The 17541-nt window shown below is 67.0% G+C and carries 16 protein-coding genes and 1 pseudogene; 9 read left to right on the top strand and 8 right to left on the bottom strand.

Annotated features, from left to right (window positions below):
* The first annotated feature begins 50 nt into the window (after positions 1–50).
* The 3 genes from KTR9_RS13930 to KTR9_RS13920 all read left to right on the top strand — a co-directional run bounded on the left by KTR9_RS13930 (position 51) and on the right by KTR9_RS13920 (position 3038).
* Positions 51–764, top strand: coding sequence for a helix-turn-helix transcriptional regulator (locus KTR9_RS13930; RefSeq protein ID WP_238553868.1), 714 nt, complete (start codon positions 51–53; stop codon positions 762–764).
* A gap of 283 nt (positions 765–1047) precedes the next feature.
* On the top strand, positions 1048–2262 hold the full coding sequence (locus KTR9_RS13925) for an amidase family protein (protein ID WP_014926887.1): 1215 nt from the start codon (positions 1048–1050) through the stop codon (positions 2260–2262).
* Positions 2263–2540: 278 nt separating this feature from the next.
* Positions 2541–3038, top strand: coding sequence for a hypothetical protein (locus KTR9_RS13920; protein ID WP_014926886.1), 498 nt, complete (start codon positions 2541–2543; stop codon positions 3036–3038).
* Between the two features lie 63 nt (positions 3039–3101).
* On the opposite strand, the gene KTR9_RS13915 is transcribed toward KTR9_RS13920, so the two are convergent.
* The gene (locus KTR9_RS13915; protein WP_014926885.1) at positions 3102–4046 is read right to left on the bottom strand and encodes an NADP-dependent oxidoreductase; all 945 of its coding nucleotides are present in this window, start codon (positions 4044–4046) and stop codon (positions 3102–3104) included.
* Between the two features lie 210 nt (positions 4047–4256).
* On the opposite strand from KTR9_RS13915, the gene KTR9_RS13910 reads away from it, so the two are divergent.
* Positions 4257–4871 carry a hypothetical protein gene (locus KTR9_RS13910; protein WP_238553867.1) on the top strand — a complete coding sequence of 205 codons (615 nt, stop codon included), beginning with the start codon at positions 4257–4259 and terminating at the stop codon, positions 4869–4871.
* A 28-nt stretch (positions 4872–4899) separates the two neighbouring features.
* On the opposite strand, the gene KTR9_RS27955 is transcribed toward KTR9_RS13910, so the two are convergent.
* Both KTR9_RS27955 and KTR9_RS28275 read right to left on the bottom strand, forming a co-directional pair.
* Positions 4900–5109: a hypothetical protein gene (locus tag KTR9_RS27955; protein ID WP_238553865.1), complete on the bottom strand. Its 210-nt coding sequence runs from the start codon at positions 5107–5109 to the stop codon at positions 4900–4902.
* A 311-nt stretch (positions 5110–5420) separates the two neighbouring features.
* A pseudogene (locus KTR9_RS28275) lies at positions 5421–5480 on the bottom strand (hypothetical protein); the annotation flags it as partial.
* Between the two features lie 65 nt (positions 5481–5545).
* On the opposite strand from KTR9_RS28275, the gene KTR9_RS13900 reads away from it, so the two are divergent.
* Positions 5546–7345 carry an ABC transporter ATP-binding protein gene (locus tag KTR9_RS13900; protein WP_014926883.1) on the top strand — a complete coding sequence of 600 codons (1800 nt, stop codon included), beginning with the start codon at positions 5546–5548 and terminating at the stop codon, positions 7343–7345.
* Positions 7346–7390: 45 nt separating this feature from the next.
* Here KTR9_RS13900 and KTR9_RS13895 read toward each other — a convergent pair whose 3' ends face one another.
* Positions 7391–7915 carry a hypothetical protein gene (locus tag KTR9_RS13895; RefSeq protein WP_044506721.1) on the bottom strand — a complete coding sequence of 175 codons (525 nt, stop codon included), beginning with the start codon at positions 7913–7915 and terminating at the stop codon, positions 7391–7393.
* Complete coding sequence (locus KTR9_RS13890; protein ID WP_014926882.1) at positions 7912–8730, bottom strand: class I SAM-dependent methyltransferase; 819 nt, start codon at positions 8728–8730, stop codon at positions 7912–7914. Before KTR9_RS13890 ends, KTR9_RS13895 begins: the two co-directional genes overlap by 4 nt.
* Positions 8731–8916: 186 nt before the next feature.
* Between KTR9_RS13890 and KTR9_RS13885 the strand changes: the two genes are divergently transcribed.
* Complete coding sequence (locus KTR9_RS13885) at positions 8917–11400, top strand: ATP-binding protein (protein ID WP_238553863.1); 2484 nt, start codon at positions 8917–8919, stop codon at positions 11398–11400.
* A gap of 320 nt (positions 11401–11720) precedes the next feature.
* Positions 11721–12806: a ribosome small subunit-dependent GTPase A gene (gene rsgA / locus KTR9_RS13880; protein ID WP_014926880.1), complete on the top strand. Its 1086-nt coding sequence runs from the start codon at positions 11721–11723 to the stop codon at positions 12804–12806.
* A 21-nt stretch (positions 12807–12827) separates the two neighbouring features.
* On the opposite strand, the gene KTR9_RS13875 is transcribed toward rsgA, so the two are convergent.
* Both KTR9_RS13875 and KTR9_RS13870 read right to left on the bottom strand, forming a co-directional pair.
* Entirely contained in the window at positions 12828–13577 is a 750-nt protein-coding gene (locus KTR9_RS13875; RefSeq protein WP_014926879.1) for a DUF6319 family protein, read from the bottom strand.
* 477 nt (positions 13578–14054) lie between these two features.
* Entirely contained in the window at positions 14055–14996 is a 942-nt protein-coding gene (locus tag KTR9_RS13870; RefSeq protein ID WP_014926878.1) for an SDR family oxidoreductase, read from the bottom strand.
* Between the two features lie 120 nt (positions 14997–15116).
* Here KTR9_RS13870 and KTR9_RS13865 point away from each other — a divergent pair, with 120 nt between their 5' ends.
* Positions 15117–15956, top strand: a complete 840-nt coding sequence (locus tag KTR9_RS13865) for a helix-turn-helix transcriptional regulator (RefSeq protein WP_014926877.1) — start codon at positions 15117–15119, stop codon at positions 15954–15956.
* 39 nt (positions 15957–15995) lie between these two features.
* Here the strand turns inward: KTR9_RS13865 and KTR9_RS13860 are convergent, their stop codons facing one another.
* A complete protein-coding gene (locus KTR9_RS13860; protein ID WP_010842544.1) occupies positions 15996–16787 on the bottom strand; it encodes a hypothetical protein in 792 nt (263 codons plus the stop codon).
* 304 nt (positions 16788–17091) lie between these two features.
* Here KTR9_RS13860 and KTR9_RS27950 point away from each other — a divergent pair, with 304 nt between their 5' ends.
* Positions 17092–17505, top strand: coding sequence for a GNAT family N-acetyltransferase (locus KTR9_RS27950; protein ID WP_238553862.1), 414 nt, complete (start codon positions 17092–17094; stop codon positions 17503–17505).
* The last annotated feature ends 36 nt before the right edge of the window (positions 17506–17541 follow it).

Here is a 17541-nt window from a genome sequence, read left to right as displayed (position 1 = left end):
CGCTTCCTCATCTCGAGCGAGCAGCGAAGGGTCACCTGCGGCAGGTGTCGGTGGCGGTTCTCGCCGCGGGTGATTGGTGGCTGAGAATCGACGGCCGTTCGCAACTCATCGGGTCGGACAGTCCGACGTTGGTGGTCGTCAACCACCAACGGCCGCTGGATTTCCGCAACAACCGGCGCGGATCCATCGTGGCGTTGCACACCCTGTCAGCAAGGCTGATGCTCAGCGAAAACACCATTGACCGCGCGATCACTCACCTCGGTCCTTCAGTTGCGCTGTACCCGTTGGCTGTCACGCAGATCCAACATCTGGGAATGCTGGCTCGCACGGCACCGGCACTACTGCCCGAACTCAATGTGCCCACGGTGGCCCTGATCCGCTCGCTGCTTCTGAATGCAGCCGCGACGGGAGGTTCCCCCTCAGAGAGCAATCTCGTGGCTGTGATCGAGAAATACATCGATGACAACATCCGCGACTCGTCCATGTCGCCGGCCGCGATCGCAGCGGCGCACCACATCTCGGTGCGGCAGCTGTACAAGATCTGGCCCGCCGACAACACGACGGTCTCGTCCTACATCACCCGTCGTCGTGTTGAGTCTGCCTGCGCCGCTTTGGTGTCCGAGCCGCACCTCTCGATAGCCGCTCTCGCTCACCAGCACGGCTTCGTCGACCCCACCCACTTCGCACGCCGGTTCCGCGAGGCGTACGGCACGACGCCCAGTCGCTTCCGCGCAGGCGACCGCCGGACCCAGCTCCCCCGCTAGCGAACCGGTTGTCGAGGTCTTCCCCCGGGGCACTCAGCTCGCTGCGGCCGATCTGGTTGCGGGTGATCGACGCCCCTCCGCCCGAACCTCTCGGTGCTCCGGTCGCCGACAGCCCTTAGATGGCCTAACATTCCTACGACTCGAGGGTACATAGCGCACGCCTGCATCATTGCGGGCGACGCCCCTCACATGACAACGCCGTTGGGACAAGGGGATCGAACTGATGCAGGATTTGACGAGGCGAGGGTTCCTCGGATTTGCCGGCGCTTCCGTGGCGGGTGCGGTGGGTCTCGTAACGGCCCAGACCGGCTCTGCGTCACTGCTTCCGGGAACCCGCTCGCCCCGCGTCGACCCGACCGTGTGGCGTGAATACGGCGAACCATTGGTACGCCCGACCGGCGTCGGGATCCTGCAGGGCAAGTCCGTTGCGGTGAAGGATCTCTACACGATAAAGGGACACCGGGTCGGCGCGGGCAACGAGCAATGGTTGCGAGAATCACAGCCCTCGAGGACGACGGCGCGCTCGGTGGCAGCGCTACTGGCGGCGGGTGCGTCTGTCGCAGGCATCAGTCGCACAGACGAGTTCGCATACAGTTTGGCCGGTACCAACGGCCACTACGGAACTCCGCCCAATCCGAAAGCGTCGAACCGCATTCCGGGCGGCTCCTCGTCGGGTTCGGCGAGTGCGGTCGCGCTCGGCCAGGCGACCATCGGGTTGGGCACCGACACCGGCGGATCGATCCGAATCCCGTCGTCGTACCAGGGTCTGTATGGAATCCGCACGACCCACGGTGCGGTGTCCCGTGACGGTCTCCTGCCCCTCGCGCCATCGTTCGACACCGTGGGGTGGATGACCCGTTCGCGGGCCGACCTGGTCGCGACCACGAGCGTGCTCATGCCCGGACTCCCCTCGCGCGTCGACTTCCCGATCACCTACTCCGACGACATCATCGACCTCGCGAGTCCCGACGTGGCCGCCGCCGTGCGAGCCGGGATCAAGCGGCTGGGCAGCCAGATGCCGCTGCGCGCGATCCGGTTCGATACGGCTGTGCTGCCTCTGTGGGTCAAGGCATTTCAGACTCGGCAAGGGTGGGAGGCATGGCGGGCTCACGGTGAATGGGTGTCGCGGCACTGGGATTCGCTCAACCCCGACGTCCGATCGAGGTTCGAGACTGCCTCGAAGGTCACCGCATCCGACCTGGCCGCAGCCGACCGGACACTTGCCACAGCGCGCAACCGGATCAACAGCGCGCTCGGTGAGACGATCCTGCTGCTGCCGTCTGCGTCGTCGACCGCTCCCACCCGCGCGAGTGCGGCCCTTGGCGGCTCGGTCATCGAGGACACTCGAGCACGCACGTTCCAGCTGACATGTCTTGCCGGAATCACCGGTCGTCCCGCGGTGAGCAATCCACTCCCTGTTGGTGGACCACCGGTGGGTCTCTGCGCGGTCGGACCCCGTGGCTCCGACCTCGCCTTGGCGACACTTCCGGTCGTCTGAGAACGGGCGGCGCGATCCGACGCCGCCCGCGGCCGCATGAATGATGTTCATCAGAACGTCCGGGTAGATGTCGGTGGCGAATCCGCCATCCTTTACCCCCGCCGACTGCCCCACCGGGGTCACGTTTCCTTTGACGAGCTCCAAGGAGATGCGCGGCTGTAGCCGCCCGTCAGTCACCGCGAAATTGTGGCCGACGCCTTGTGGAGTGCCACCTGGGTTGATCGTCGGCGTGGATTTCTGGGTTGGTGGCTGCCGGACACATGAGGGAGAGTGGTCCTATGTCTCACAACGAGTCACGCATCGACCGGTCGTCGATAGCAGACATGGTCGCGCAGACCACCGGCCAGGCGATTCGTGCTGCACGCGCCTACGACTTCGAGGCGTTCGATGCCACCGCCGACCTGCTTGCGTTGCACCCCGAGTCGCGTGAGGTGCATGCGCTCATGCTGCGGGAACTACTCGAGACCGCCTTCCCAGATGGGCTCACCGGCGACGATGTGTCCGAGGTGATGACGACCACGAGCCGGGCTGTCGCCTCATGGAATTCTGCCATCAGTCCCGCATCTCTGGCGCTGGTGCTGACCGGGGCGTTGGGAGTGGGCGACACAGCTGACTCCCATGCGCTGTCGTCCGCCGGCCTCTTGGACACCGAGACCACCGCCGCTGCACTTTTGGTCATCGCCGACCTCGCCGCGCGGGCCGAGGTCGACCCGGCAGCGTACTTGACCCGGGCTGTGGAGGAGATCCGTCGCGCCCAGACGATGGAGATGCCTTGATCTGTGGTGACCCGCAGTTGTCAACCGGGTTGGCCCACCAGCCTGACTAGAGCACCCGCGCTGTCATTCGCCGGCAACGCGGACCACGATTTTGCCCCGCACGTGACCGGACTGGCTGCTCTCGTGGGCACCGGCGGCATCGGCCAGGTCGAACACCTCGGCGATCTCCGGCTTGAGGTCGCCGGTGTCGCCGAGACGGGCCAGCGCCGCGAGGTCGGCGGAGTCGGGCCGCACCCAGACGTAGTGACCGCCGAAGTCGTCCCGCGCGCGTGCGTCGGTGATCGAGGCGACCGTCCCGCCGTCCCGCAGCACATCTGGCACCGAGTCGAGTGCGTCGCCACCGACGTAGTCGAGGACGACGTCGACGCCGTCGGGTGCGAGTGCACGCACCCGGTCGGCCAGACCCTCCCCATATGTGGTGGGCTCGGCCCCGAGGGTCCGGAGATAGTCGTGATTGGATTCTGAGGCGGTGCCGATCACTCGTGCGCCGAGAGCGCGAGCGACCTGGACCGCGAAGGATCCGACGCCGCCCGCGGCGGCATGGACCAACACTGTGTGGTCTGCCTGGACTCCCGCCCGGCGAATGGTCTGATACGCCGTGAGGCCTGCGAGGGGAACAGCGGCAGCCTCCTCGAACGACCAGCTCGACGGTTTGTGGGCGAGAGTGCGCACCGGTGCGGCGACCAGCTCGGCGAAGGTTCCGCCCGCCACTTCCCCTCCGACGACGTCTTTCCGGACATAACCGAACACCTCGTCCCCGACCTTGAACTCAGGCGTGTCCAGGCCGACCTGTTCAACCACACCCGCGACATCCCAGCCCGGGACCACTGGGAAAACGGTGTCCATGATCTCGGCGAGGTACCCCTCGCGGACCTTCCAGTCCACCGGATTGACACTCGAGGCCCGGACGCGGACCAGCACGGAGTCGGGGCCGACCTTGGGCGTGGGGAGGTCGGTCAGTTGCAGGACATCAGGACCGCCGAAGCGGTCGTAGGTGATAGCTCGCATGGTGGCACCAACGGGTGTCTCGACGGAATGATTCCAACAGCACTGTGACTTCTGCCGGCGTCAGATCGTGACGATCGTGATGCGCGCCCGCCATCCGGCGGGAGAGGGACGTGGTCCGACGCGGCAACGACCAGTGCAAATCCAGGCCCAAAGCTGCGGGACGGAGCCCGGTCGCGGAATGAAAGATATTGTCCCGTAGTGTATTCACCCGTGAATCTCGCTGCTGCCGATGCCATCGTGACCGACTCCACTGCCCGCGCCTGCGTGTGGTGCTCATCCAGCGACGACATCGCAGAACTCCGCGGCGAACCGCGGTGCGGGCGCTGCCGAGAGGCAGAACAGATCATCGCGGCGGCCCGTGAGTTCGTCGGCTTCTATGGTCTACGACCCTTGGGCGCGTCATTGACGTCCGATGACGACGAAGAACGCGAACACCGGGTGGCGGCTCGTGAAGCCTGGGCAGTGCTGAACCGGACCCGCACACAGCCCCCGCTGCGCGCCCGGTCCGGGCAGCGCGGCATCGCACGATCCGCATCCACCACCGCAAGGACAGGCGGACACACGACAGCCCCCAAGGCCAAGAACGCCGTGTCCGGAAACGCCCGGCCGGCGGATGTCTCCCGACCCGACCGCGAGGAACTCATGAGCCGCGCCCAGTCGTTGCTGGGGCAGCTGACCGAGATCGAGGAACGGCTGGCCGTCGCGCAGGCTGACCCCGGCCTGAGCGGCAAGGCGAAGGTGTCCGACTTGACCGCCAAGCGCGATTCGGTGCTGCGTACGCTGGCCGCATTGGAAAAGGCCAAGCGGGCCCTGGAGCCTGCCTGACATTTCGCGCGCCAGGACCGTTGTGTTCTCACCGCCACAGCGACACGATCAGGACGAGAATGAGCAGCTTCAGGGCCCAGTCCCCCAGGTGTACTGCTGCTGCTGATATCGCAGCTCCCTCGTGGAACACCGCGCCGGCGAGCAGCACGAGCGGAATGAGGAACAGCCCCGCAGCGAGCAACAGTACGCCGGTGAAATCCGGATCGAGTTGCGCGACCAGGCCGGCGACGAGCACCACGAGCACAGCGTTTCGGGCCAGTTCGACGACCGGCGTCGCCCAGGTCGGCCGGTGAACCTCGGCCGCAGCCGGTGCGCCCAGAACGCTGTAGTACAGCGCGCGCGCTCGCCACGAATGCGGCGACGACCGCGACTACGCACGCCCATACGTTGACGTTGCTCATGCCTCATCCGATCGTGTGTGTGCGAAGTCTGACCACGCCACCTGACGAAACTCATCGCCGGCCCCCTGGCGGCGGCGCCGCCGCGAACAGCCGGTGGGCCCCGACCAACCACGAGAATGGTGCTCGCCTCGACGAGAGCCGCGTCGACGAGCGACTGGCGGTCGGGGAAATGGCGGTGCAGGGTGCTGCGGCTGACGTCGGCACGCACGGCGATGTCGCCGAGGGCCTGTGTCAATCTAGAACTCGTATGCACCACTCCGGAGGGCCTGTCCGATGACGACTTCGATATCCACAGCCGATCCCGGGCAGACCCCAGACATGCCGATGCGCGCCAAACTGGCGATCCTCTGGTCGTACATGCGCCCGAACCGCGGGCTCCTCGCGCTGGGTGTCTTCCTCGGATTACTCGCTACCGCAGCCGAACTCGCAACCCCCCTGGTCACCAAGTGGGTACTCGACGGGCTGGCGGTCTCGGAATCGCTGGCGGCGCCGATCACCGTCCTGGCCGTTCTGCTCGTCGCCCCATCCGTGATCAGTCTGATCCAGACGATCATGCTGGGCACACTGGCCGAACGCATCATCCTGGCCACCCGGACCGGCCTGATCGGTCACCTCCTTCGTGTCGAGATCCCCGAACTCGGCCGGAGACCGAGCGGCGAGTTGGTAGCGCGCGTCACCTCCGACACCCTGCTGATCCGTGAAGCGACGACATCGAGCATCGTCAACGGTGTCAACGGCTCGGTCGGGATGGTCGGGGCGCTCGTTCTCATGGCGGTTCTGGACCTCCCGCTGTTCGCGACCACGATTGCCGTCGTCATCATGGTCGGTGCCGCCGCAGCAGTGCTGATGCCCGGACTGGCCAAGGCGCAGCAAGACGCGCAAGCCGAGATCGGTTTCCTCGGTGGCCGATTGGAGGGCGTCCTCCGCTCGATCCGCACGGTCAAGGCAAGTCGCGCCGAGGCGCGAGAATCCGCCCGGATCGGCGAATTCGCGCACCGCTCGGCGAGCAAGGGTATCCGGGCCGTCCGCATCGAGGCCTGGGCGTGGACGATCACCGGCGGCGGAATCAATCTGGCGGTGATGATCGTCCTGGCGTTCGGCGCCTGGCGTGTCGCGGACGGTTCGATGAGCGTCAGCACCCTGATCGCTTTCCTGCTCTATGCATTTCAGCTGATGATGCCGGTCTCGCTGCTGACCATGAGTGTCACTGCGCTGCAGTCGGGGCTGGCCGCCGCCGCGCGAATCTCCGAGATCTCCGACCTCCGAACGGAATCTGACGATGCGGTGATCGGATCTTCACCGGCGCACGTCGACCGGACCGCCGCCGCGCTCGAACTCCACGACGTGGTGTACCGCTACGCGCCCGACGCCCCAGCCGCGCTCAACGGCATCGATTTGGTGATTCCGCGCCGCGGGCACACCGCCATCGTCGGACCGTCGGGCGCCGGGAAGACGACCATCTTCTCCCTCTTCCTGAAGTTCCTACGGCCCGATCGGGGAGAGATCCTGCTCGACGGCCGGCCGCTGGACCAGTGGACACTCAACGACTTGCGCGCCCGTATCGCCTACGTCGAACAGGACACCCCGCTCGTTCCAGGGACGGTGCGCGACAACCTGGTCTACGCGGCACCCGAGGCCTCCGACGACGACGTGTGGCGTGCCCTGGCGGCCGTGCGGATGGATGACCGGGTCCGCTCCATGCCCGATGGTCTCCTGACCGATGTCACCGCATCCACGCTGTCCGGCGGGGAACGGCAACGAATCGCACTCGCCCGAGCACTGGTCGTCGACCCCGAACTCCTCCTTCTCGACGAGGTGACCGCCCAACTCGACGGGCTCACCGAGGCGTCGGTGGCCGACGGCATCCGACGACAAGCGGCCCGCGGAGCAGTCGTCACCATCGCCCATCGGCTCTCCACCATCATGGACGCCGATCAGATCGTGGTCCTCGAAGCCGGACGGGTGCGTGCGGTCGGCAACCATCGGAGCCTGCTCGCCACCGACGAGCTCTATCGGGAACTGGTGGCCGCCATGCGTATCGACACGGACGTCGACCCCGCCGAAGCCGGTTGAATCGACACTCGCCCACCCGGATGTGCCCGGGTGGGCGAGGTCGGCTCAGAACCTGCCGGCCACCACGTTGGTGGTCTGGACTCGCGCGCGGCAGTCGCCGTCGGTGAACCGGACCCGGACGAACACCTCGTCGGCGCCGTCCCGGTCCTCGTCGAGAACCGAACTGGGAACCACGAACTGGCGGAGGTATTCGAGTCCACGGTCGGACGCCCGCAAGAATCCGTCGGTACCCACTGATGTGCCCGGGAAGTTGCGATCGTAGAGGTACTGCTCCTTCCCGTCGTCTCCCAGCACGATGTAGTGCATGCCACCGCAGCCCCGATCGTTGATGTGCGTGACGAATCCGACTGCGTCCGCCCGGGTCATCGGGTACAGACCCTGGATGATGATGCGGTTCTTGCCGGCGCCGGTGATGTTCTGATCGACGATCGTCAGCGTCGCGCCCGGGGTGCGGGCGGGTGCTGCCGATGCAGTCGTCACGAGAGGTGCCGCCACACCGACGGCTGCGGCGATCGCTGTCACCGCACCGAGGCGCGTGATGACCGTGCTGCGTCTGCGAGGAGCGTTCACGACCGCACCGCCTCGACCACCCGGTACTTCCAGTCGATCGAGATCCCGCCGGGCACCGGCTGCTGGTGGGACTCGGCGAGCGTGATCAGGTCGGCTCGCAGTGCCTGCCTGCCGTCCTCGTCGAGTTTCGACGCGGCGGCGAACGTCGGGCCGTAGTAGCCCAGGAACAGGTCCGCGAACGCGGCCGCGTCCACGAATCGAACGGTCAGCGCCTCGGTGTGCGAACCGACCGATTGCACGCGATCACCGAACAACGACGCGACGTAGTCCTGATCGCCCCATCGAGTGGCGGGACGTGCGCCGGGAGGCGGGGTCACGTGGCGGCCGACGGTGGCGAGCATTCCGCCGACGAAGCCGTCCGCGGTCCAGCTGGTGACCACGATCCTCCCTCCCGGTCGGACGACGCGGGTCAGTTCACGCGCGGCCAGTTCGTGATCGGCGGCGAACATGATGCCGATCGTCGAGATGCCGGTGTCGAATACCGCGTTGCCGAACGGCAAGACCTCCGCCGGGGCTTCGACGAACTCGACGTCGAGATGCTCTGCGTCGGCACGGGTGCGGGCGATGTCGAGAAGCGCCGGCACATAGTCGATCGCGGTGACGTCGCCGCCCTGCCGAGCCGCGGCGAGTGCGGAATGACCGGTGCCGGTCGCGACGTCGAGGACCCGGTCACCGGGAATGACCGACGCCGCGGTCACGGTCGCTTCGTTGACCGGCACGGTCAGCGCGGCGATACGGTTGTAATCGCCGCTGCTCCAGACCTTCTGCTGCTTGTCGCGCAACGAGACGAGGTCCGGGGTGATGGATGTCGTCATTGGATTGTCCATTCTGTGTGTGGGACGACTTGACGTCGGTGACCGATTCGGTACCGGCGCACTGACAACAGTCGGTCACCGGGTGTAGGGGCGACATCGGTGAGGACCTCCCATCTTTCGTCGAGCGTCCTGTACATGAATGGGTAGACCCACCTATTCGACCGTTCCGCGGCCTACACTCGGACGGTGCGTTTGTTGGAGAGAGCCGAGCAGTTGTCGCAGATCAGGGCGGCATTCGCCCGGTTTCCGACCGGCTCGGCATTCTCGGTCGCCGGCGAGAGCGGCGCGGGCAAGACGGCGCTGGTCACCCAGGTGTGTGCGACCGCCCGCGATGTGCGGGTTCTCCGAGTGGCTTGCGATCCGCTCGACACCCCGCGCCCCCTCGGACCCGTCAAAGATCTCGGTATCGGCCTCGAGCCGATGACGCTGGCCGAGGTCTGCGAAGCAACCTTCGCCCATCTCGGTGCCGAACCGTCACTGCTGGTGGTGGAAGATCTGCACTGGGTCGACGCGGCGTCGACCGATGTGCTGCGGTTCCTGTGCCGTCGTATCGAGTCGATGCCCTTGGTCCTGCTCCTGACACATCGAGACCTCGAACCGCAGGCATCGGCGCGTGCGCTCCTCGCCGAGGACGTGTGCCGCATCGAGTTGCCGCCGCTCAGCGTCGCGGCGATCGCCGAGTTGGTCGAGGGTACGGGTCTCGATCCCACGCTGGTGCACGCCGCGACCGGTGGCAATCCGTACTTCGCGACCGAGGTCTCCCGCGAACCAGACCTGCCGATCCCCTCGTCGGTGCGTGACGCCGTGCTGGCGCGGACGACGAAGGTCAGCGCGACAGACTTCGAAGCACTCCAGCTGATAGCGGCGTCCCCGGAACGCGTCGCCGACACCGCGTTGCCCGTCCTGGGGATCGACTACCCCACGCTCCAGCGTCTCGCCGACACCGGACTCCTGGAGTGGCGATCCGATGGCATCGTCTTTCGACATGAGTTGGCGCGCCGGGCAATCGAATCCACCATCCCACCGGGCGGGGTCGCACACCTGCATGCACAGCTGCTGGAGGCGCTCGAGCAGTTGGGCACCGTGCACCCGTCCGTGTTGACCCATCACGCCGTTGCCGCCCGAGACTCGGGTCGTGCCATCCGATATGCCGTCGCGGCGGCAGAGGACGCCATCCGCGGCGGTGCGCACACGGAAGCCGTGGCGTACTACGAGATCGCGAAGCGGCACCAGGGCAACGCCTCGGCGCGCGAGCGTGCGGAGTTGCTGCTGGCGCTGGCCAACGAGCAGTACATGGTCAGCCGACTCCGAGATGCGATAGCCACTGTCAACGAGACGTTCCCGCTGTGGACGGAACTGGGCGACGACACCGGTGTGGCGACAGCTCATGTCGCCGTCGGTGTCTATGAGTACTACAGTGCGCACCGGCAACGCGCCGAGTCACACCTGACCCGTGCGGCAGAGATCGCGTACGGCACCGGGGCGACCACGGTGTACAGCCAGGCCCAGATCCAGCGCGCCTTTCTGGCGTTCATGCGGGGCGACGTGTCGGGGACCGCGACCCTGTTGGCCGACACCACCTCCGCAACCGACGACGAACTGCGCCTGTGGAATCAGGTCGTCTCGGATTCGGCCGCCCTGTCCAGCGGCGAAGAACATTCGCGGACCAGGCTTCTCGCGCACATGGAAGCCGCTCGCACACTCGGTTTCGACGAACTCGCCTCGACCGTCTATTCGCAGGTGGCCAGCCTCGACGTCGAACAGGGCAGGTACCGTGCGGCCGACCGGATCCTCGACGCCGGTCTCCCGTTCACGGTCGAGCGCGACATCCAGATCTGTCGGCACTGGCAGACCGCGGTGCGGAGCCGACTGCAGCTGACGCGTGGCCACTGGAACGGTGCCCTCGAGGACGCCGGAGCTGTCATCGAAGCCGACGGGATGCCGATCGCCACGTTGTGGCCGCGCCTGGTCACGGCGCTGGTGCCGCTCCGGTGTGGCGCTCCGTTCGATGTCCACGAGATCGAGAAAGCGTGGACCCTGGCCGGTCAGATCGACGAACCCCTCCGGCGACTCGCGGTCCTGGCCGCTCTCGCGGAGATCAGCTGGATGACCGGTGCCGAGGATGCGCGGGTCGTCGCGGCGGACACTCTCGACGACGACGGAACCGAGTGGGCATCGGGAAGCGTCGCCGTCTGGCGGTCCCGACTGGGCATGTCGACCCAGACCGGTCCGATCGCGGAGCCGTATCAGTTGTCCATCGACGGCCGGCACGCCGACGCCGCCCGGTGGTGGACGGACGCCGGCGACCCGTTCTCGGCGGCGTTGTGCTGGATCGACTCCGACGATCCCGGACGCGGTGTGACGATGCTCGACGGTCTCGGCGCGGTGGGTACCGCAGATCGCGCGCGAGCGATGTTGCGCGAACGGGGCTGCGACACAGTCCCCCAGCGCCCCCGTTCGACAACCCGCGTGAACCCGGGTGGCCTGACGAACCGGCAACTGGAGGTCGCGCGTCTGGTGGCAGAGGGGTTGTCGAACACGGAGATCGCCCGGCGGTTGTACATCTCGTCGAAGACCGCGGACCATCACGTGTCGGCGGTGCTGTCCAAGCTGGGCATGACCTCGCGTCGCGAAATCCTCGCTCGGGGTGTGGAGTTGGGGCTGCGATAGTTCGAAGGCCCCGGTTGTTGCGAGAACTTGTATGACGTCGAACCCGGAATCCGGGCTCATCGTCATACAAATCGAGAAAAACAGTGGCGGCCCTCGTCGGACGGTGCTAGCGTCAGCCGCGCTGTCCGAGAACGGACAGCTCGAGACCTGGAGGTGTGTCGATGGTTGCCGTCGAGATCGCTGTCGTCGACAGCAGCATCCGAGCCATCCCCAATTCTCCAGCCCGTCTCCGACCCTCGTAATCTGTTCCCTCACAGGCGACTCTGTCGCAGCACTGGGGAACTTCCGGGGTCGCGGGCTCATACCCGAAGGTCTCCACAGTGAATTCTCCAGATCATTCGTCCTCCCCTATCGAGCTCACCAGCATCGGCTGGGACGAGCATTTCTCGACTCTGTTCGCCGATCACGCTGCCGACGATGATGTGCCTGCTCGCGTCGTGCGAGTGGATCGCGGCGGGTGCGACACCCTGACAGCAGCGGGTCCGGTCCGGGCCGTCCGCAGCTCCCACCACATCGGCGACCGCGAACTGGCCGTGTGCACCGGTGATTGGGTCGTGCTGCGCCGTGACGATGAGCGGGCCCAGGTCGTGGGCGTGCTGCCGCGGCGGACGGCGATCGCGCGCGCGAGCTCGGACCGGACTTCGGAACGGCAGGTGCTCGCCGCCAACGTCGACACGGTGATCATCGCGGTGTCGGTGGCGCACCGGGTGAACGTCGGCCGGATCGAGCGCCTGCTGACGCTGGCCTACGACGCCGGCACTCGACCGGTCATCGCGCTGACAAAGTCCGACCTGGTCGACGACACCCTCGCCGGCGAAGCCGCGGTCACCGCGGTCGCCCCGGGCGCCGAGATCGTGACGACGAGCACGGTCAGCGGCGTCGGTATCGATCTGCTCGCCTCGGCCATCACCGGTACCGCCGTTCTCCTGGGTTCTTCCGGTGCCGGCAAGTCGAGCCTGGCCAACGCGCTGCTTGGACGAGAGCACATGGCGGCCAGGCAGATTCGCTCGGTCGACGGCAAAGGCAGGCACACCACGGCGCACCGTGAGCTGCTGCCTCTCGCGGGGAGCAAGGTGCTCATCGACACCCCCGGTCTGCGCGGGATCGGGGTGCAGGATGTTGCGGACGCGGCCGGCCGGACCTTCGCCGAGATCGAAGAGTTGTCCCGCGACTGCGGATTCCGCGACTGCGAGCACCGCAGCGAGCCCAGATGCGCGGTGCAGGAGGCAATCCGAGAAGGCCGGCTCGATGCCGGTCGATTGGAGCGCTACCGCAAACTGCTACGCGAAAGCGAGTGGTCGGCGGCTCGGGGCGATGCCCGTCGGTCGAGTAAGCGAAACAAGAGGGACAAGGCCATCACGCGAGACATCCGCGCGATGTACCGGTTTCGGGACCGGCAGGGCTGAGGCGACCCAGCCGGCCAGTCGTCAGTCGTCGTCGCCGGGACCGTCCAGGTGTGCGAGGGCGGCCCGCGCGGCTTCGAGTTCCTGACTGAGCTCCTCGATGCGACGCTGGGCGGCGGATCGTGCGGACTCGATCACGGCGTCGACTGCCGCGATCGCGGTCTCGTCGTCCAGCTCTCGCATCGCTCGTGCCACGCGATCCGCCGTGACCTCGGCAGGTTTCCCCTGCTTTCGGGTCCCGTGCGCAACTGACACCGTCCAGGTGCTCTCCCCCGACGCGGTGATCGTGACGGTCGTCGGCGCGGTCGACGGCTTCGACTTTCGCGGCGGTTTGCTCGTCGCGGGTGGGGGCGTCGGCTCCACCGATTTCGGTTGTGTGTCCGTCGCGGGCCGTGACTTCTTGGGTGCGTCAGCGGGAATTGTCGGGGTCACAGCAGGTTTGGCGACCGGGGCGGGATCGTCCTGCGCGGGTGCCCGCTTCGGTGTGCGCCCGCGAGCGGCCGTCGTCGTGCCCGGCGCCGGCCGGTTCCGCCGCAATTCGTCGGCCTCGAACGGTAACTGGTCGTCGATGCCTCTCGGGCTCACCGTCACCGTCGAACCGTCGATCGACACGACCCGCGCCGAGGCGCCGGCCTCCAGATTCAACGACGGCATCGCGTCGCGCAGATACACCGTGGCCCGTTTTCCGGAGGCGAGTGCGGCGGACAGCGACTCCAGATCTCCGGGCGTCAGTCCGGCTCTTGTCTGAGAACTCACCGAGACATTGTCGCACATGCGTGCGAACGGATGCCGCGGGATCGGGGCGGTCAGGTTGCGATCTCCGCAGCCTGAGCGGATTTCAAACCTACGGATAGATGACTGTTACGACTTCGTTATCTCGTGCATCGGTGCGGCGTCGACCGGCGGCACCGGGGGAATCCCGAACGTTCGCGGCCCTAATGTTCTCGGGGACGGTATCGGGTCATCGGAGGGAAATCTTGTGACGAAGGCGAGTACCACAGCAGATGTCTCGACAGGCGCGCGCGAAGTCCCGATAGCCGATCATGCTCGTGCCGGCGTGACGATCGCCGCGCTGCTGTGTGTCACCTCGGCGGCGACCTTTCTCACCCTCTTCCCCTGATTCGTTCGTCCCCAAGACTCCGAGTGGAAAGCACCACAAGTGCTCCTTGCCGGTGTGTCACCTGCGTCGACTGCGGTCCGCAGGTGGCACACACCACTTCGCCGATCGAGAGCCATCGCAAGGTCTGATCGTCAGCTCGCCCTCACGCGGGTCAATTGTTCAGAGACCTCCCACAGCCGTGTCGCCGCCCCGTGATCACGGAACGGCCCCCAGAGTGGATGCGCACCGGGTGGACCGCCCACGTTCCCCGGCCACTGGGGTCCGTAGAACGCACCGTCGGGCACCTCGGGCGTTGTGGCAGCCATCAGTGCTGGGAGAGAGCCGGTTTCGACCGTTCCGACCCCCAGGCCATGTCGCGACAACCACTCGATGATCCGCCGGCCGCCGGTTGACGCCGTCCTGCCGACCTCCGGCCTGGCCGCGAGAAGACTGGTCGGAGCGACCCCGGGATGCGAGATCGTGCTCGTCACATCCCAACCCGCGGCGTGGCTGCGGCGTCCGAGTTCGAGGCCGAACAGCGCACACGCGATCTTGGACTGACGGTATGCGCTCATCCCGTCGTAGTCGTGCTCCCAGTTCAGGTCGTCCCAGTGCATCGAGCCCCGCTTCGCGGCGATGCTCGTCTGCGACGTGACCCGCGCCTTTCCGGCACGGAGCACCGGCAGCAGCGCGACAGTGAGCGCGAAATGCCCGAGGTGATTGGTGCCGAACTGGACCTCGAATCCATCGGACGTGGTCATCCGTTCCGGCGGAGTCATCACACCGGCGTTGTTGACCAGGATGTTGATCGGTGTGCCGTCGGCGCGGAGCCGTGCGGCGAGCGCCTCGACGGAGGCCAGCTCGGACAGGTCGACGTGCTCGAGGGTGAGTGTGGCCGCGGGGTGTCGGTCGTGAATGCGCGTGGCGGCCGCCGCACCCTTGTTCGGATTGCGTACGGGCATGACCACTTCCGCACCGGCTCCGGCGAGGGCCGCCGCGATCTCCCAGCCGATCCCGTCGCTGGCGCCGGTCACCACCGCTCGTCGACCGGTGAGGTCCGGAAAGGTCAGGGTGTATCTGCTGCCTGGTGACATCTGAGCTCCTCGTCGGGCCGGGTTCGTTCGCACGTCTTCGAGTGTCGCGGCCGACCGCACCGTTAACCACGGCCTGTCGATCCGTGGCTGAGCGGTACCCGTGCACGGAACAATGGCCACATGATCGATCGACCCGGCCTCGCAGACTTTCTCCGGGTGAGGCGTGCCGCGCTGCAACCCGAGGACGTGGGACTGCCGCGTGGACAACGGCGTCGCACAGGTGGCCTCCGTCGCGAGGAGGTGGCGGCGTTGAGTCACATGTCCACCGACTACTACTCGCGACTCGAACGAGAGCGCGGCCCGCAGCCGTCGCCGCAGATGATCGCCGCCATCGCCCAGGGCTTGCACCTCTCGCGCGCGGAGCGAGACCATCTGTTCCTCCTCGCCGGCCACCGGCCGCCGATTGCGGGCTCCGACCGCGAGCACGTCGCCCCGGGCATGATGCGCATTTTCGACCGACTCGACGACACTCCGGCCGAGATCGTCACCGAACTCGGTGAAACGTTGCGCCAGAACCGTCTCGGGGTCGCCCTTGTCGGCGACCTCACGCGGTTCGACGGTCCCGCGCGAAGCATCGGCTATCGGTGGTTCACCGACGCCGGTTCTCGCCGGTTGCACCCTGCCGAGGACCATCAGTTCTACTCGCGGATGTACGTGTCGGGGCTCCGAGGAGTCATGGCGCTCCGTGGCCCTGATTCCTACGCGGCGTCACTGGCGGAACGACTCCGCGCCGAGAGCGAGGAGTTCCGCGACATCTGGGCACGGCACGAAGTGGGCATCGCACCTCGGGAGCTCAAGCGGTACGAGCACCCCGAGGTCGGGTTCCTGGAGCTGAGTTGCCAGATCCTCGTCGACCCGCGGTGTTCGCACTCACTCCTCGTCTACACCGCGACACCGGGTAGCGCGAGCGCGGAGAAGCTCCGGCTGCTCTCCGTCGTCGCCGCACCGACAGCGACCTGAGCGGTCGTCAGGGTAGCCGGGAGACCCCAGGGAGAGCGCTCAGAAGTCGAATCCACCGCCGAAGTCGCCGCCGCCGAAATCGCTTCCTCCACCGCCGAAGTCGCCGGAATCACCGCCTCCGGAATCGCCACCGCCGAAGTCGCCGGAGTCGCCGCCGCCCTCGAGCGCACCCGCTTCGGAACCGTCGCCGGCGCCGCTCTCGAATCCCTGCGCGTCGTAGGGCACGCCCGCCATCCCGGAGAACATCGCCGAGAACAAGAACATCGACCCGAGTCCCCAGGCGCCGGCCACCAGAGCCGGTTTCCACCACGGCTCCGAGTACCAACCGGCGGGAACCGGCCGACCCGCGACACGACCGCCGGGGTAGTAATTCGGGGTCTGCGCCGACGGATTCGGCGATGCCGCGACTTGTCGTCCCTCGAACTCCACGGTGCGATCCTCGGTGACCGCACCCGCACTCTTCTGACCGTCGAGTTCGGGAATGGCCGGTCCGGGGTCGAGATTCATCGCCGCGCGGGCGGCCCGGATGTAATAGAGACCCTCGATCGCGGTCTGCTTGGCCAGCCGGGCCTGCGTCGGCGAGTTGGCCTGCTCGATCTGGGACCCTGCCGCGGTGTAGCGCTCCCCCGCGTCGGCGAGCGCTTGCTTCGACGCCGGGCCGTCGCCGACCAGCATGAACACCTGTCCCCCGAGTCGTTCGATGGCTTGCCGCGCGTCGGCCTTCGCGTCGTCCAGTGTGCGGGCCGCGTTGGCGCCGGAACGCTGCTGTGCGAAGACCACCACCCCGACGACGATCACGACGATGACGGCAATCAGTATCAGTGCTTCCATGCTTCCCTCCGGTTTGCGTGTCCGCGGCCCGCCGTTGTCGTCATCAGACCGACAATTCGGTCACCATCGAGCCTACCGATTCCCGACATCGCGACGGCCACGTCGCGGAGTGGGCGACGGCACCTCCGACGGTGTCCATTCTCGTCGCGGAACCCGATCGACGCCGCGCCTTCACCGGAGTGAAACGCGCGTGGCCGGGCGAGAACGTGGCGTCGTCGTACGGCGGACGCGGAACATCGGTCACCCTTGGGGGGTGACCGATCGGGACGGAGTGGGAATACACCGCTGTCGAAGCGCGGAACAAGTGGCCGAACTTCGGTGGGAGTGGGCGCGCGAGACCGATGCCACAGTCGGACCATGGCAGGGCGACGTGGACTTCGTCGCCGCGGTCGCAACCTGGCTCGGCGACGACCGGCGAACGGTCTGGACCGCCGGGACACATGAACTCGCAATCGGAATGGTGTGCTTGACCGAGCACATCCGGATGCCCAGTCCGCGCCGGGCCGCCGGTGGCCGATGGGGCTACCTCGGCCACCTGTATGTCCGGCCGACGTTCCGCGGGTCCGGGATCGGAGAAGAACTGGTCCGGCGCGTCACCGAGACCGCGGACGACCGCGGCTACGCCAAGACGGTGCTGTCACCGACCGAGCCGTCCATCGCACTCTACGAGCGTTGCGGTTTCACGAGGGATAACCTCCACATGGCCCGACGCCGATGACACCGAACTTCCGCACACGTCCAGTCGCCGCCGGGA

Source organism: Gordonia sp. KTR9, from assembly GCF_000143885.2.
GTDB lineage: Bacteria > Actinomycetota > Actinomycetes > Mycobacteriales > Mycobacteriaceae > Gordonia.
The sequence above is the reverse complement of the archived record's forward strand: the minus strand, read 5'-3'. Positions and strand labels throughout refer to the sequence as shown.